Origin of the sequence: Paenibacillus sp. 1A_MP2, from assembly GCF_052244825.1 — a bacterium.
In the GTDB taxonomy this organism is placed as follows: domain Bacteria; phylum Bacillota; class Bacilli; order Paenibacillales; family Paenibacillaceae; genus Paenibacillus; species Paenibacillus vandeheii.
Map to the genome: position 1 here is coordinate 4,439,137 of NZ_JBQQCS010000001.1, position 14,485 is coordinate 4,453,621.

Genomic DNA, 14,485 nt, shown 5'->3' on the forward strand with positions numbered 1-14,485 from the left:
ACATTGATACTAAAAGTGACGGTAGCGGATGCTCCCGGAGCTAACGTACCGAGCGATATCCCCCTGCCGGATTGGAGCCGGGCTGCACCACCCCATTCACCGTGACACTGCCTGCAACAAAGGAGGCTCCAGGAGGGATCGGATCTGAGAACTGAATATTGTTGACCGCCTCTATTCCGCTGTTCGTTACCAGAATGGAGTAAGTGACTGTATCACCTACGGCAGCCGCAGTCGAAACTGTACTTTTAACTACGGCTACGTTTGGTGATGAGACTGGAAATATCAGCGTATTTGAAGTAGCTGTTCCTGTTAACGTGCGCCCGTCAGGAGGTGTAAATGTAAAAGAAGATGTAGCAAAATTGCTAAGTTGCTGCGGAGATGGAAGGGAATCCACTATAATCGCGAACGTGACGACAGCTGTCGCTCCTGCAGCTACATTTCCTACTGGTATGCCCGCTCCAGGTGTCGCTCCCGGCTGTGGTATTCCTGAAACCACAACGCTGTTGGATACAAATGTAGTCGCAGCAGGGATGGTATCCGTCACTGTGACATTTGCCGCCAGGTTGCCTGTATTGCTGACAGACACTGTGTATACAACCGTATCACCTACGGTCGCATTCACTGTATTCGCTGTTTTGACGAGTGAAATTTGCGGTTGAATGACCGGAGTCTGTGTTGTATTGGAAGATGATGACCCCGAAAATGAACCGGATGTGAAGCTGACCGTCGACTGATTGTTAATCTGTGAAGGAATCGGCATAGTAATCGTCACCTCAAAAGTTACGGTTACTTCGGCTCCTGGAGCCAAAGTACCGATTGGAATGCCGGCGGTCGGATTGGAGAGCGGAAAGAACTCCCGTTCACAATGACACTTCCGGGTACAAAGGGAGTATTCGAAGAAAGAGGGTTGATGTAAACCACATTATTCACTGCTACTGTTCCATTGTTGCGAATAACAGATCTGTATCGAATGACATCCCCGACTACGCCATAATCCACATTGTCACTGTTTACAATCGTTACATTGGGCAGGGATACTGGAATGGTAATCGTGTTCGATGATGAGAACCCGGAGACCGTTCTCCCACTTGGAAGAGTATAAGCGAATGATGCAACTGCCTGGTTAGTCAACTGCCTTGGATCCGGCAAACTTGTGACTGTTGCAACAAATGTGACTGTTGCGCTTGATCCTGCAGCAATCAATCCCAAATTAATTCCTGTTGCCGGGCTAACGCCCGGTGTAGGTATCCCATTTATAATGACGCTGTTCGTACTGAATACAGCTCCCGCAGGAATCGGATCGGTTATGGTAACCGTTGCGGCAATATTGCCTGAATTGTTGACTTGGATGGAGTAATTAAAGGAATCCCCTACCGTCAAATTTGATGTGCTAGCTGTTTTCACCACTTGGATTACCGGTTGGAATATGGGTGTATTCACCGTGACGGACGAAGAAACGCCATTAAAACTGCCTGACGTAAATGCTGCACTTGCCCGGTTGCTGACTGAACCTGTGGACGGGACGGATGTTACTCTTGTTTGATAGGTCACTGTTACGCTGCTCGAGCTATTCAATGTACCGACAGCAATGCCCGAAATTGGACTTGCGTTTCTTGCAGCAGTTCCATTAATCGTGACACTGCCTGACACAAATTCCGAACCAGTTGGTAAATCCGAGATAACCAGATTTTGTACTGCACTGCTCCCTGCATTTGTTGCATTGACCGTGTAGGTAAGCACATCTCCTACAGTGGCGTCTGGCGTATTTACTGTTTTGTTAATGGATATATTGGGGTTCGATGCAGGTATGCGAACAACATTGGATACACTGCTTCCCGAGAGATTACGTCCACTCGGAAGCTGGTACGTATAACTAGCACTCCCCTGATTCTCGAGCGTTGGCGGTGATGGGAGTGTAGTGAGTGAAGTTCGGAACACAACCGTTGCTGTTCCTCCTGGCTGGAGGCTGCCCAGCGTTATTCCGGTTAATGGGCTGGTCCCGGGACGCGCATTACCATTCACCGTTACTGAATCCGGGACAAACGTCAGACCTGTCGGAATCGTATCAGTCACATTCACTTGGGTAGCTATGTTCCCGCTGTTCGTTACCACTAGTGTGTATGCCAGCTGATCTCCCAGTGTCGCATTCGATTGACTCGCGGACTTGGTAATGCCGATTACCGCCTGATATACAGGGGTTGTGAGGGTATTGGAGCTCGATATCCCCGTGAACGAACCAGAGCTATACGACGCTGCGGCTCGGTTGACTAACGAACCTGAAGCAGGCAGGGATTGCACATTAACCTGAAACGTCACCGACGCAGAACTCCCGGCTGCCAGCGATTCCAGCGAAACTCCACTGCTCGGATTGGCCGATGGTACCACAGTTCCTCTGACGGTCACACTGCCGGGTACGAATGTAGTACCTGTTGGGAGAGAATCCGTAAGTATCACATTGTTAATCACTTGGATGCCACTGTTGGTCGTAACGATTGTATACGTAAACGTCTCTCCAACTGCAACATCAGTGACAGATGCCGATTTTACAGTTGTTACATTAGGCAAGGTAACGGGAATGGTCAGAGTGTTCGACGCTACTGTTCCGTTAATAGTCCGACCGTCAGGCGAGTTGAAGGAATAGGAGGCCGTGGCTTGATCCACAAGGGTCGGAGGCGTGGGCAGACTTGTTACGAGTACCTGGAAGGTTACGGTATTGGTACTCCCTGCCGCGAGACTCCCCAAATTGACACCAGTCGCAGGGTTGGCGCCTGCAATCACATTCCCATTCAGTCGGAAGCTGCCTGCCACATACGAGCTTCCACTAGGGATGTTATCCGTTAATGTAACGTTGGCAGCAACATTTCCCCCGTTGTTTACCTGAAGCGTATACGTAACCTGATCACCCACTGTGGCGTTGGTTGTACTCGCCGACTTCAAAATGGACAGATTGGGTGAATAAACAGTAAGTGTAGAGTTATTGGATGGAATAACTCCCGTAATCACTGCCCCTCCTGCCACACTTTGAAAGGTAAACGCGGCATTCGCTGAATTCACCAGCTGCAATATGTTTGCATCCTGGCCAATGAGCCCACGATAGGTTACAACAATACTGTTGGATAGGTTTAATGAACCAAGCGGAATGCCGGTGGTCACATCGAGTGTTGGCCGAGATACACCAGCGACCGTTACACTTCCGGGAATAAAGGTAAGCCCTGCAGGCATCGAATCGGATAACACAACGCTAGCCGCACTGGCTGTACCTGCATTGCTGACGGTAACGGTATAGAGAATGCTATCCCCCGCTACCGCACCCGAGGCAACGGATGCCTTCGCCACTGTAATTTTGGGCGCATTGATATCAACCTGAATCGCATTGGCGTTGACAATATAGGCGTCCCCGGAAGTCGTTAACGTTAATACCGCAGAAGACTGATTGTTGATCAGTCTGGCTGACACATCCACGTTGGTAATATCCCAGCCTTGACGTCCGCCGATAATATTGGTGCCTGGGGCGCCATTCGTCTGGTTTCGTGTACCAAAAGTCCCTGTTGTATTAAGTGCTCCGGTATCTCCGTTGATTTGAGAAGCAAAAAAGTTCGCAGCCAGATTGTTTGGTCCGGACAAGGCAACTGAAGTTGCCGAGGTCGGCCCGAATAGCGCCTGATCACCGGTCCGGTTTGCGTCCCCTCCTGCGCACTGAACAATGCCCTCCCACCTAATGCACCCGAAAGCGGAGTGGCAAATCCAGTCAGTGTGGTAACAACTGGCGCCGAGGTGGATTGGACGAGTACCCCGCCTGCACGCAAGGACATGTTGCGAAAAGGCAGGCTGGGGTTCTGGTAAATGACGCCGAGCGTCCAGCCCGCATGATTGGCTGTAGCATCATTAGTAATGACAATTGTTCCTACAACTGCTCCGGTGGTATATGTACCGGCTCCCCCATTTTGTACAAGCGAAGTAACATTGGCTGAACGCACATAGCCGGAAGCGCCGTTCCCCAGATCGAATTGATTGGAGGTAAGTGGATCAGGGGTAACACTGAAAGTTCCTGCGGGTGTAATAAACGTAACCGGATTGTTGATTGCAGCACTCAGATTGACTGTTCCATTGATGTAACTTCCACCCCAGATCAACTCTGCATACAAGACGGTGCTGCCAACAGGAAGAACGAGTATAGCCGCTGAACTGTTGCTCTGATAAAGGCTCGTGGTTCCCAGAGGATAGGTACCGTACTGGACGGTGGCGTTGGTTGTCGTAAAAGCTCCTATACTGTCCTGTGTTCCAGGAGCCCCCGCTACTTCCGATCGACTTAGTCCAAGCGTATTACCTGTAAATGTAATTGCTCCCGTAGCATTAACGGTTGAACGAACGACAAGAGGAATGAATTTCACCTCCCCTTCATCAAAATTGCAATCATATGAATTGGAGCTTTTATACACAGTCTATGAGCCTAATGCGGACTTTTGTTTGTCCCATAAAAAGAACTTTATGCACTTTGCACTTATGTAAGCTTTTTTTTCATATAACAAAATTAAATAATTTGCGTTTCATGCAATGTGTTTTATAATTAAAAGATACGAGAGCGGCGTCTGTCGTATCATTATGATGCAGTCAGCGGTGATATATTGAAGAGTTTCCATACGAATAACAGCCATATCCCAACAGAGTACGAATTCAAGCATTCCAAATGGATCAAAAAAATGCTTCGTGCTTATTGGATCGTCGTTCTAACGCATGTTGTCATTCAAATCGGCTGCTTTCTGTTTCTGGATTATGATCGAACTCCGGAAGATTTCATAATCCATGTTTTAGTTTGGCCTACATCAGCCAGCGCTTTAGCCATTCTGGTCGCCAGTTGGGTGGAACGCCGGTTCAGTTCGTTTTCCTTCTACTCCATGTCCATGGCGAGCACGGTGATTGCCTGGGCCATCATTCATGTCAATTACGATATTCGCATTATACTGGCCATATGTCTTTTGCCAATCTTTGCTTCGGTTCTGTTCTTCAACAAAAAAGGGTATGGGCGGTATGCCTCATGCAGATGATTGGCTATGTCATCGTACTCTGCGACCCGTCCTATCGGCTGTACTTATCTTCGTTTGATATGGTTTCCATTCCGGCTTTCCTCATTGTAGGTACATATGTTGCGCAACTCATTGTTATTAGCGGGGTCGAGGTACTGGATGATCTTCAGGCCAGTATGCTTGCCAAGCAGGATCTGATTGTACGAAACGCAATTATGAGCAAGCAGTCCAAGACAGACGGGTTAACCAATCTGTATAATCAAAGCTCCTTTAAGGACTACTATGAAAAAGCGTTTGAGTATGCCAAGAATGGCATGAGTCTTTATTTGGCATTGATTGATATTGACAATTTCAAATCCATTAATGATACATATGGTCATCGGGTTGGAGACGTCATTTTGGAGAGAGTATCTCTGGTCATTCAGGAGAACGTCACATCAAGCGATATTGCTGCGCGTTATGGCGGCGAGGAATTCGCACTGCTGATGTTCGAACAGTCTTTTGAGCAGGCATATGCATTAGTGGAGCAGATCCGTAAGAAAATCGCCCGTCTTGTTCATCCGGAGCTGGAAGGAGCTTATATTACGGTAAGTGTCGGACTCCAAAGCTACAGCCCCCATCTGTCCAAGGACAAATTGTTTGAAGAAGTGGACGCGTGCCTGTATACCGCCAAACGGACAGGGAAAAATAAAACGGTAACATCCCTCGAATCGTCTATAATCGTTGAAGAAAAAAATTAAAAAAGTTGTGCTGCTCACCGAACGCCGGTGTAACAGCACAACTTTTCTTTATTAGGGTCTTTATAAAGCCTTTAGGTTTACTCTACCCATTCCCAGCGATGTGTATTTTGCTCCAGCTTCGGGTGGAGCTTAGCCGGCTCTCCATCAATAATCAGACGTACTTCCTTAATCCAATCTTTGAACGAGTCAAAGGATGCGAACTGATTTGCCATCTCAACCGTGAGATACAGGAAATGAGGAGCGGGGTATTCTTCTGCCATATGGCGCAGAGCTGCTTCGATCGGCGTATACTTCTTACGCTTGCCTTCCCAGCCCTCGACCCGTACGCGGGAGGATGCATGCTCCCTTCTCCAGTCATGAAGGCGGTCCTCCCTTTTGTAAAAGGGCTGCACCCCCTCCTTGCTCATTCGCTTCATCGTATTCTCATGTAGAGGATAAAGCACAAGCTGCACAAAAGCACGTGTGTCCGCAATAGCAGCTGCCCGTTCAAGCTGTTCATCCGTTACGTGCTCAAATGAATCATAAAAAATCAGGGTGCCTTTCCGGGCAGCTGGGGGCGGTTCATAGCCATAGGGTACATTGGTATATTTTCCAGACATCTCATCGCTCCTTGCCTGTCTACTGATCAGTTACCTTATACTCTATAGTATATTATCCTTTAGCTGTGTTCTTCAATTCTGGATAGAATGTCATTCTATTTTTGCCCGCACGCTTGGATTCATACAGCGCCTCATCTGCCATGCGAATAATTTCACTCGGATTGCGACTGTTAGCAGGATATTCGGCACCTCCAATGCTGCATCCAATATGAATCCGCCCATATTCGATAATAAACGGCTTATTCAGGTTCTGTATGATATCTTCAGCAGCACCGTATTTTCCTTTTGACTGACGATAAACATCTCGATGTCCTTTTCCTCATGCTTCAACGGTTCCAGGACACTTTTCTCTACTTCCTTCGCCCAGGCCCAGCTTAAATGCGCGGCAAGCACACCAGCAATCTCTCCGTTCTTGTATTTCAATGGAAAGCTGATATCTACAAATTGCAACGGTTCACCGGTTGGGTTGGGAAGCAGCTTCGCCAGAAGGACTGCATCATGGACATCTCCAATAAACTTACCCTTGATTCCCTCCTGATACACGGGCCGTTCCGATAAATTTTCACCGCGCAATATGCCGTCTGTGGATGCCAGCACATTTCCTTTCAGATTCATGAATCCAACCCATGAGAATGTGGGAAAGCTATCTTGAAGCTGATTGAGCAGCAGCTTTCGGAAATCATGTCTTTTTTTATTATACATGTCCATACAATGTTGGATGGATATTCGCACCGTGTTTCTTCCATTCAAAGAATAGTCACGATTCTGTATATACATACTTGGGTTATGAATATAGAGAGCAAGCATGCTCGTATGAGCCAAGCGAGCACTGTTTGTCACAACGAAGAGCATTCGAAATTCAGTCATTGGGGGTGTAATGTTGAGCCTGCTTCATGTTGCTGTAATTCTGCCATTTGCCGCTGGTGTTGTACTTGCCATGCTGCATCGTTTCTTCCGTAAAATACATATGGGATGGCTGGTTTTACTTGTCCCGGCCCTATTATTTGTTTATTTTGCGAGTCTCTTACCCGCCGTGTCCCAGCGAAATATGGTATCCGGATATATCCCCTGGATTCCGTCACTGGACATTGGATTCAATCTATATCTGGATGGTCTAAGTCTGCTGCTGACACTGTTAATCACCGGAATAGGAACTATGGTGGTCCTGTATTCTATCTTCTACATGGACACTAAAGAAGCCTTGAACCGCTTCTATCTGTACCTGCTGATGTTTATGGGAGCCATGCTTGGCGTGGTGCTGTCAGATAATATGATTGTGTTGTACGGATTCTGGGAGTTGACCAGTATTACGTCCTTTCTCCTGATCGCCTTTCATTACAAACGCGAAGCGTCCACCTCAGGTGCACAAAAATCGTTCCTTATTACCGTATTTGGCGGATTCGCCATGCTCGCCGGTTTCATGCTGATGTATCTCATGACTGGCACGTTCAGCATCCGGGCAACCATTACAGAGTGGGGGCAGATACAGGATAGTTCACTATTCTTGCCAGCTCTTGTGCTGATTCTGGTCGGGGCGTTTACGAAATCCGCACAGTTCCCGTTCCACATCTGGCTGCCAGACGCCATGGAAGCTCCAACTCCCGTCAGCGCCTATCTGCATTCGGCTACGATGGTTAAGGCGGGACTGTATGTTGTCGCCCGGTTTACACCGATTTTCGGTGGACAGGGGTTGTGGTTCTGGCTTGTCACCGGCGTTGGACTGCTCACCCTGTGTTATGGATCTTTCCTCGCCGTGAAAAAAAATGATCTCAAAGCGATTCTGGCCTATTCTACAATTTCACAGCTTGGTCTAATCATGTCCCTGCTCGGCGTTGGCTCAACGGCCATCTATTTCGGATATGGCGAATCCTCCGCGATGTACACGGTTGCCATTACGGCAGCTTTGCTTCATCTGTTCAACCACGCTACCTTCAAGGCGGCACTGTTCATGGTCGTTGGGATTGTGGATCATGAAACAGGTACCCGGGATATAAGGAAACTCGGCGGCCTTGCTTCGTTTATGCCAGTGACCTTTACGGTAGCGCTCATCGGAGCACTCGCCATGGCCGGAATTCCGCCGTTCAACGGATTTCTGAGCAAGGAGCTGTTCTTTCAGGCCATGGTGGAAGTGACACACCTCCGCATCTTTGGACTCGGTTCATGGAGCGTACTCTTGCCTGTGTTCGCCTGGCTTGCAAGTGTGTTCACTTTGATCTATGCGCTTATTATTGTATTCAAAACGTTCCTTGGACGAACTCGCAGCGAGATTCCTGCTGAGAAGCAGCATGAAGCTCCTGTCGGCATGCTGATTCCTCCGGTTATTCTCGGGATACTTGTGATCATATTCGGTCTATTCCCGAATCTGCTGGCTGAATCATTGATTGAACCCGCGATGGCTGCTGTACTTCCATCACTGCTGAACGGAAAAGAACACTTTGATGTTCATTTCTCCCTATGGCATGGCATTACTCCTGAATTGATTATGACTATCGGTGTAATTGCCCTAGGCATAACCATGTACAAACTGCTGCCGCGCTGGAGAACGATTTATGAGCACTATCCGCAAGGCTTAACGATAAACAATATGTACCATGTCGTGCTCGATAATCTTCAGCATTATGCACGCAAATGGACGGAAGCCTATATGAATGGCTCGGTTCGTAATTATCTGGTATACATTTTCTCGTTCACCGTTGCATTGCTGGTTTATGCCTTTTTCCGCTCAGGGAAAATATCACCTGGAACTTCAAGGGTAATGCCCCCTTCTCTTTCTATGAGGCAGTACTGCTGCTGGCATTAATTGCCGCTGCGGTTTCGATTCCGTTTGCCAAGAACAGACTATCGGCAGTCATTATGACAGGCGCGGTTGGTTACCTCGTCACTTTGCTGTTCGTGCTGTTCCGAGCACCGGATCTCGCATTGACCCAGATGATTGTAGAGACGGTATCCGTTGCACTATTTCTGCTTTGTTTCTACCATCTGCCTGAGCTGCAACGGGGCAAATCAAGCCGACGTTATCTTAGTGTCAATATGATCGTAGCGATTGCTGTTGGGGTCGTCATGACCTTTGTGGCCTTGGCAGCGAGCGGAACTGCGTCACTGGAAAGCATTTCAGACTTTTTCATTCAGGAGAGCTACCATCTGGCTGGCGGCAAAAATGTCGTTAATGTGCTGCTGGTGGACTTCCGAGGATTCGATACCTTACTGGAGATTATGGTGCTTGGGGTAGCTTCATTGTCCATCTACTCCATGATTAATCTCAATCTCGAAGCGAGGGACCTCGGTGCAAGACTGAAATTCCGCAAGAAAGAACAAACTGAAGAAACCGATAATGAGACGGGTGACGAAGCAGACAATACGAAAAAGTATGGCAACCGTGAACGCAGCTCGTCAACATGGGATACCGTCCCCCTTCAAAGCAACGATATATTACTGCAAACGACGACCAAGGTTGTTGTCTTTATCATTCTGACCTTCGCGCTCCATCTGTTCTTCGCCGGACATCATAACCCGGGTGGAGGCTTCATTGGCGGCCTGGTGACGGCTGCTGCACTGGTATTACTAGCGCTGGCATTTAGTACGGATACCGTACGCAAAGCTTTACCTATCGATTTTCGCACCTTGACGGCCATTGGCTTGGGCATTGCGTTATTGACCGGAGCAGGCTCGTTTTTGTTCGGCGCACCCTTCCTGAGTCAGACCTTTGGTTATTTCGATCTTCCAATACTGGGAGAAACGGAACTTGCAACCGCGATGCTGTTTGACCTCGGCGTGTATCTTGCCGTCCTGGGAGTCACCATGAATATCATTCTACAGATCGGGGAGGATCGCTGATATGGAAATATTGATGTGTGTGGCCGTTGGCATTCTGTTCGCAGTCGCCGTCTTTTTAATCTTATCGCGGAGCCTGCTCCGTATCGTGCTCGGCATGTCCATACTAACCCATGGGGTGCACCTGCTGCTGATTACGATGTCACGTCTCAAAACAGGTGCACCACCTTTGCTCGGGGAGCAGGCTGAACGATACGTCGATCCACTCCCCCAGGCTCTGATTTTAACATCCATCGTCATTAATTTCGGACTAACCGCCTTTTTCTTTGTACTCTCCTATCGCTCCTATTTGAAGCTAAAGACAGACGATATGGAAGAAGTAAGGGGGCGTCCTTATGAATAATCTCGTTGTTCTGCCCATTCTGCTGCCACTGATTACCGGGGTTATTGCCCTTCTGTTCTTCCGACGGACAAATATCCAGCGGGTTGTAAGTGTCATTGGCTTACTGATGACGGCAGCCGCTTCAACCGTGCTCATTACCCAAGTGGCACAGTCCGGGATACAAACACTGAATATGGGAGGCTGGGAACCACCCTACGGTATCGTACTTGTTGCCGATATGGTATCGGCCTTGCTCGTCGTTGCCGCTTCGATCATTGGGTTCGCATGTCTGCTCTATGCCTTCCGCAGCGTGAATAAGGAACGGGAAGAACATCATTTTTACCCGTTCTTTCATTTCCTGATAGCAGGCGTGAACGGTTCATTCCTAACGGGAGACCTGTTTAACCTGTTTGTATGCTTTGAACTAATGCTCATCTCTTCATATGCACTGATTGTATTGGGAGGTACGGAGAGACAATTACGGGAAACAATCAAGTATGTATTGATTAACATTGTCTCTTCTGCGTTATTTGTAGCCTCTATTGGCTTTCTCTACTCGGTTACCGGCACACTAAACATGGCCGACTTGTCCAATCGGATCGCCGAGGTCGGACAGAGTGGAGTCATCACGCTGATTGCCGTCCTCTTCCTGATCGTATTCAGTATTAAAGCTGGCTTGTTCCTGTTCTTCTGGTTATCCGGCTCTTATGCAGCCCCTCCGGCAGTTGTCACCGCCCTATTCGCCGGATTGCTGACCAAAGTTGGCTTGTACGCTATTGTGCGAACATTCACACTCATTTTCTATCATGATCCGGATTTCTTCCATGCACTTATCGGCTGGATGGCGGGAGCGACCATGGTACTCGGGGTAATCGGGGCTATGTCCTATCGTGACGTCAATAAGATTCTGATCTACAATGTTATCGCAGGTGTGGGATTTGTGGCCTTCGGCATGGCGGCAGCGAGTCGTCCGTCACTGGAAGGTCTGCTCTTCTACATGCTGCATGACATGCTGATCAAAACACTGCTCTTCCTGCTCGGGGGTGCTCTGATCGCGGTCGCAGGAACCTCCAAGCTCGACAATATGGGCGGTCTGATCCATCGCTATCCACTGCTTGGCTGGATGTTCTTCATCAGTGCACTTGCCTTGGCAGGTATTCCGCCTTTCAGTGGATTTCCTGGGAAATTGCTACTGTTCGAAGGCGGATTTCAGGCTGGCTTGTACGGTCTGACAGGCATTGCCGTCCTTTCCAGTCTGCTGATGTTATATTCGGTACTACGCATCTTCATACAGGCGTTCTGGGGTGAACCGCCAGCAGGCGCAGTGAGAAGACCTTATGCCGTGAACGGCCTGCTCATCCCTGCCGGAATTCTGTTTGTGTTCATCATCGCGATGGGTGTGGGGGCTGAGGGCATGTTCCAGCTGACCTCCCGCGCAGGCGACATTCTGCTGCATCCCAATATTTATATTGATGCAGTATTGAAGGAGTAGATGCGTATGGCCTTTCAGATTGTGTTGAATCTGATCATTGCTTTTGTATGGATGTTTCTGAATAATGCGTGGAATGGCGTTGGCTTTCTCACGGGTTATCTGCTGGGTCTGCTGTTGATTGGGAGCATGCGGCGGTTCTTTCCGCAGCGCTTCTACATCGTTCGTGTCTGGGCAATCATCAAGCTGATTGCCTTGCTGTTCAAGGAGCTGGTACGGGCCAGCATTGAAGTTATTCGCCAGATTGTGAAGCCGAAGCTTGATATTCGGCCAGGTATATTTACCTATCAGACTCAGCTGTCCTCCGATTGGGAAGTTACACTCCTGTGCTTGCTCATTTCACTAACGCCAGGTACCCTTCCACTTGAAATTTCGGGCAATCAACGTAAATTATATATTCACGCGCTGGATATCAAAGATCAACAGAAAATGAGTGATGATATCAAAAATACGTTCGAAAAAGCCATTATGGAGGTGACACGTTAATGTTATCCTCACTATTGTTCATATCCTTGCTTATTCTGTCCCTGGCAATCCTGGGTTGTCTGTACCGGGTGCTGCGCGGACCTTCCATGGCCGACCGGATTACGGCACTGGATACCATCGGTATTAATGTCATTGCCATCGTTGCGGTACTATCCATGATGCTTCATACCCAAGCTTATCTGGATATTATTCTGTTAATTGGCATTCTCGCTTTTCTAAGCACAGTTGCATTTGCACGATACATTGAACGGGGGCGGTGTTCAAAAATGAAGGAGATCGTTGATGGAACCGCCGGAATTGTCATTGGGCTTATTGTCCTGCTGGGCGCCCTACTAAGCGCATTTAGCGCGTTCGGACTAATTCGACTGCCAGATGTATATCTACGGGCGCATGCCGCCACCAAAAACACTACACTCGGCGTACTTTGTGTACTGAGCGGAACGTTTCTTTTCTTCTGGTATTTCGACAACTATATTAGTGCCCGGGTGTTGCTTGGCATTGTGTTTGTCTTTATCACAGCACCGGTAGCCGGACATCTGAACGGACGGGCTGCCTATCGAACGGATGTCCCTCTATGGGAACAGAGTGTGCAGGATGAACTTGAACCGCTCTTGAAGGGGAAAAAGGTCAACCATGAAGCCAAGGACATGATGGAATAGTCTCTTGGTCCATAATCCAATACCCCGGGACATGCCACACATGATGTGGCCGTCCCGGGGTATTTGGATTGTATGAGACTCAGCTTAGTCCAATCCATATTCGTGGAGCAGAAGTAAACTATAGTTTACCGAATCAGAATCCATCAAGTCCCTGTCTTCTCAGATCAGCAGCAACGATTCGTGCAAGCTGGGCAGCACCATCCCGATTCGGATGCAGCGTGTCTCCTGTCATGTACAAGGCCAGTGTTGCAGCCGGTCCAATGGAAGTGAAATAGGCCGAACTGAGTTTGTTCAGATCTACAAGTGCCACACCCTCTTCCTGAGCCAGTGCACGTGTAGATGCATTGTACCAGCGATTCTCCGCAGTATGCACATTGGCTGAATTGAAATCAGTTGCCCGACCCTGAGGCGTTGATAAAATAACGGTGGCTCCTTTATTTTTGGCCTGACGAACCATATCACGCATGATCTCCTTGAACTCCGCTTCCGTTGTATTATTCTTGGCATTCGTATCATTAATCCCTAATTGCAAAATAAAGTAATCTCCTGGCTTAATATACTTCAGAATCGCTTCCATCTGTCCATCATCGCGGAAGCCTCTTGCAAATTGACCGCTTGAGGCCATATTCCGAACCTGAAATGTACTCGTATTCACGTAGGAAGGGAATAGCTGTCCCCAGCCACCCTGCACACTGCTGTTAAGCGGATAGTAATTGCAGACCGTCGAATCGCCTCCAATATAGATCGTACGGTTCGTCACCGTCTGATTCGATATTTTCCGGATTTCAAGTGCGCTGAGTGTAAATGCCGCGCCTTCCTTACCTTCTGTTACCAACAGATTTAACTGTCCATCCGTCACCGGAATTTGAAATTGATCGGTCGCCCGTTACCCGTCATATTGATGATCTGATATACACCTTCTGCCGCCACACTCGATCTGGCTGTGTTTCCCAGGAGCACTTTGACCTCGTAGAGACCATTGGACAAATCCACATTAAACGTATTCGTACTCTTCGTGCCAAAGGTAACAAACTGTACGGCATCGCTTGCAGCGCCCGTTCCGGAGGCAGTTACATTTCGCATATTGCCAGGTGTATTGAATCCATAGCCTTTCGCTGAAGTGTAGGCATCCGTTGCCAATACACCTGTGTAACCGCTCTCAACTGCACCGGAACCAAAATCAAATTTGTACTCATTCGCTGCAGCTTCAGCGACCTGTCCGCCATTAGCTGCCAGAGCACCCCCAATCAGACTAGCAAACAGGGTAAGACAGAGCAAATACCGCACGGATTTTGACCATTTCATGACTAAACACTCCTCTCAGGTTTCTATTTG

The 14,485-nt window shown here is 48.4% G+C and carries 14 protein-coding genes and 2 pseudogenes; 9 read left to right on the top strand and 7 right to left on the bottom strand.

Annotated features, from left to right (window positions below):
* Positions 1-40: 40 nt before the first annotated feature.
* The 3 genes from ACTWJ7_RS21600 to ACTWJ7_RS21610 are packed head-to-tail and all read right to left on the bottom strand — an operon-like array spanning position 41 to position 4,391.
* Complete coding sequence (locus ACTWJ7_RS21600) at positions 41-760, bottom strand: DUF11 domain-containing protein (protein WP_443145865.1); 720 nt, start codon at positions 758-760, stop codon at positions 41-43.
* A gap of 26 nt (positions 761-786) precedes the next feature.
* Positions 787-3,462 carry a beta strand repeat-containing protein gene (locus ACTWJ7_RS21605; protein WP_443146402.1) on the bottom strand — a complete coding sequence of 892 codons (2,676 nt, stop codon included), beginning with the start codon at positions 3,460-3,462 and terminating at the stop codon, positions 787-789.
* Positions 3,441-4,391, bottom strand: a complete 951-nt coding sequence (locus ACTWJ7_RS21610) for a hypothetical protein (RefSeq protein ID WP_443145866.1) — start codon at positions 4,389-4,391, stop codon at positions 3,441-3,443. The genes ACTWJ7_RS21605 and ACTWJ7_RS21610 overlap by 22 nt, the downstream gene beginning before the upstream one ends.
* A gap of 234 nt (positions 4,392-4,625) precedes the next feature.
* On the opposite strand from ACTWJ7_RS21610, the gene ACTWJ7_RS21615 reads away from it, so the two are divergent.
* Positions 4,626-5,045: a hypothetical protein gene (locus ACTWJ7_RS21615; protein WP_443145867.1), complete on the top strand. Its 420-nt coding sequence runs from the start codon at positions 4,626-4,628 to the stop codon at positions 5,043-5,045.
* The gene (locus ACTWJ7_RS21620; RefSeq protein ID WP_443145868.1) at positions 5,036-5,764 is read left to right on the top strand and encodes a GGDEF domain-containing protein; all 729 of its coding nucleotides are present in this window, start codon (positions 5,036-5,038) and stop codon (positions 5,762-5,764) included. The genes ACTWJ7_RS21615 and ACTWJ7_RS21620 overlap by 10 nt, the downstream gene beginning before the upstream one ends.
* A 77-nt stretch (positions 5,765-5,841) precedes the next feature.
* Here ACTWJ7_RS21620 and ACTWJ7_RS21625 read toward each other — a convergent pair whose 3' ends face one another.
* The 3 genes from ACTWJ7_RS21625 to ACTWJ7_RS21635 are packed head-to-tail and all read right to left on the bottom strand — an operon-like array spanning position 5,842 to position 6,978.
* Entirely contained in the window at positions 5,842-6,363 is a 522-nt protein-coding gene (locus ACTWJ7_RS21625) for a hypothetical protein (protein ID WP_024631882.1), read from the bottom strand.
* 52 nt (positions 6,364-6,415) lie between these two features.
* Positions 6,416-6,622 carry a diguanylate cyclase domain-containing protein gene (locus tag ACTWJ7_RS21630; protein ID WP_443146403.1) on the bottom strand — a complete coding sequence of 69 codons (207 nt, stop codon included), beginning with the start codon at positions 6,620-6,622 and terminating at the stop codon, positions 6,416-6,418.
* A complete protein-coding gene (locus ACTWJ7_RS21635) occupies positions 6,607-6,978 on the bottom strand; it encodes a hypothetical protein (RefSeq protein ID WP_443145869.1) in 372 nt (123 codons plus the stop codon). Before ACTWJ7_RS21635 ends, ACTWJ7_RS21630 begins: the two co-directional genes overlap by 16 nt.
* A gap of 262 nt (positions 6,979-7,240) precedes the next feature.
* Between ACTWJ7_RS21635 and ACTWJ7_RS21640 the strand changes: the two genes are divergently transcribed.
* From ACTWJ7_RS21640 to mnhG, 7 genes and pseudogenes are all read left to right on the top strand, one after another.
* Complete coding sequence (locus tag ACTWJ7_RS21640) at positions 7,241-9,163, top strand: proton-conducting transporter transmembrane domain-containing protein (RefSeq protein ID WP_443145870.1); 1,923 nt, start codon at positions 7,241-7,243, stop codon at positions 9,161-9,163.
* A gap of 53 nt (positions 9,164-9,216) precedes the next feature.
* The gene (mbhE, locus tag ACTWJ7_RS21645; protein WP_443145871.1) at positions 9,217-10,197 is read left to right on the top strand and encodes a hydrogen gas-evolving membrane-bound hydrogenase subunit E; all 981 of its coding nucleotides are present in this window, start codon (positions 9,217-9,219) and stop codon (positions 10,195-10,197) included.
* Position 10,198: 1 nt separating this feature from the next.
* A complete protein-coding gene (locus ACTWJ7_RS21650; protein ID WP_024631879.1) occupies positions 10,199-10,537 on the top strand; it encodes a Na(+)/H(+) antiporter subunit C in 339 nt (112 codons plus the stop codon).
* Positions 10,530-12,008, top strand: coding sequence for a Na+/H+ antiporter subunit D (locus ACTWJ7_RS21655; protein WP_285076718.1), 1,479 nt, complete (start codon positions 10,530-10,532; stop codon positions 12,006-12,008). The genes ACTWJ7_RS21650 and ACTWJ7_RS21655 overlap by 8 nt, the downstream gene beginning before the upstream one ends.
* A 6-nt stretch (positions 12,009-12,014) precedes the next feature.
* Positions 12,015-12,491, top strand: coding sequence for a Na+/H+ antiporter subunit E (locus ACTWJ7_RS21660; RefSeq protein ID WP_301878950.1), 477 nt, complete (start codon positions 12,015-12,017; stop codon positions 12,489-12,491).
* Positions 12,491-12,691 (top strand): annotated as a pseudogene (locus ACTWJ7_RS21665) (monovalent cation/H+ antiporter complex subunit F); the annotation flags it as partial. The gene ACTWJ7_RS21660 and the pseudogene ACTWJ7_RS21665, both read left to right, overlap by 1 nt.
* Before the next feature lie 66 nt (positions 12,692-12,757).
* Positions 12,758-13,150, top strand: a complete 393-nt coding sequence (gene mnhG / locus ACTWJ7_RS21670) for a monovalent cation/H(+) antiporter subunit G (protein ID WP_301878953.1) — start codon at positions 12,758-12,760, stop codon at positions 13,148-13,150.
* Between the two features lie 133 nt (positions 13,151-13,283).
* Here the strand turns inward: mnhG and ACTWJ7_RS21675 are convergent.
* A pseudogene (locus ACTWJ7_RS21675) lies at positions 13,284-14,455 on the bottom strand (rhamnogalacturonan acetylesterase).
* Positions 14,456-14,485: the final 30 nt, after the last annotated feature.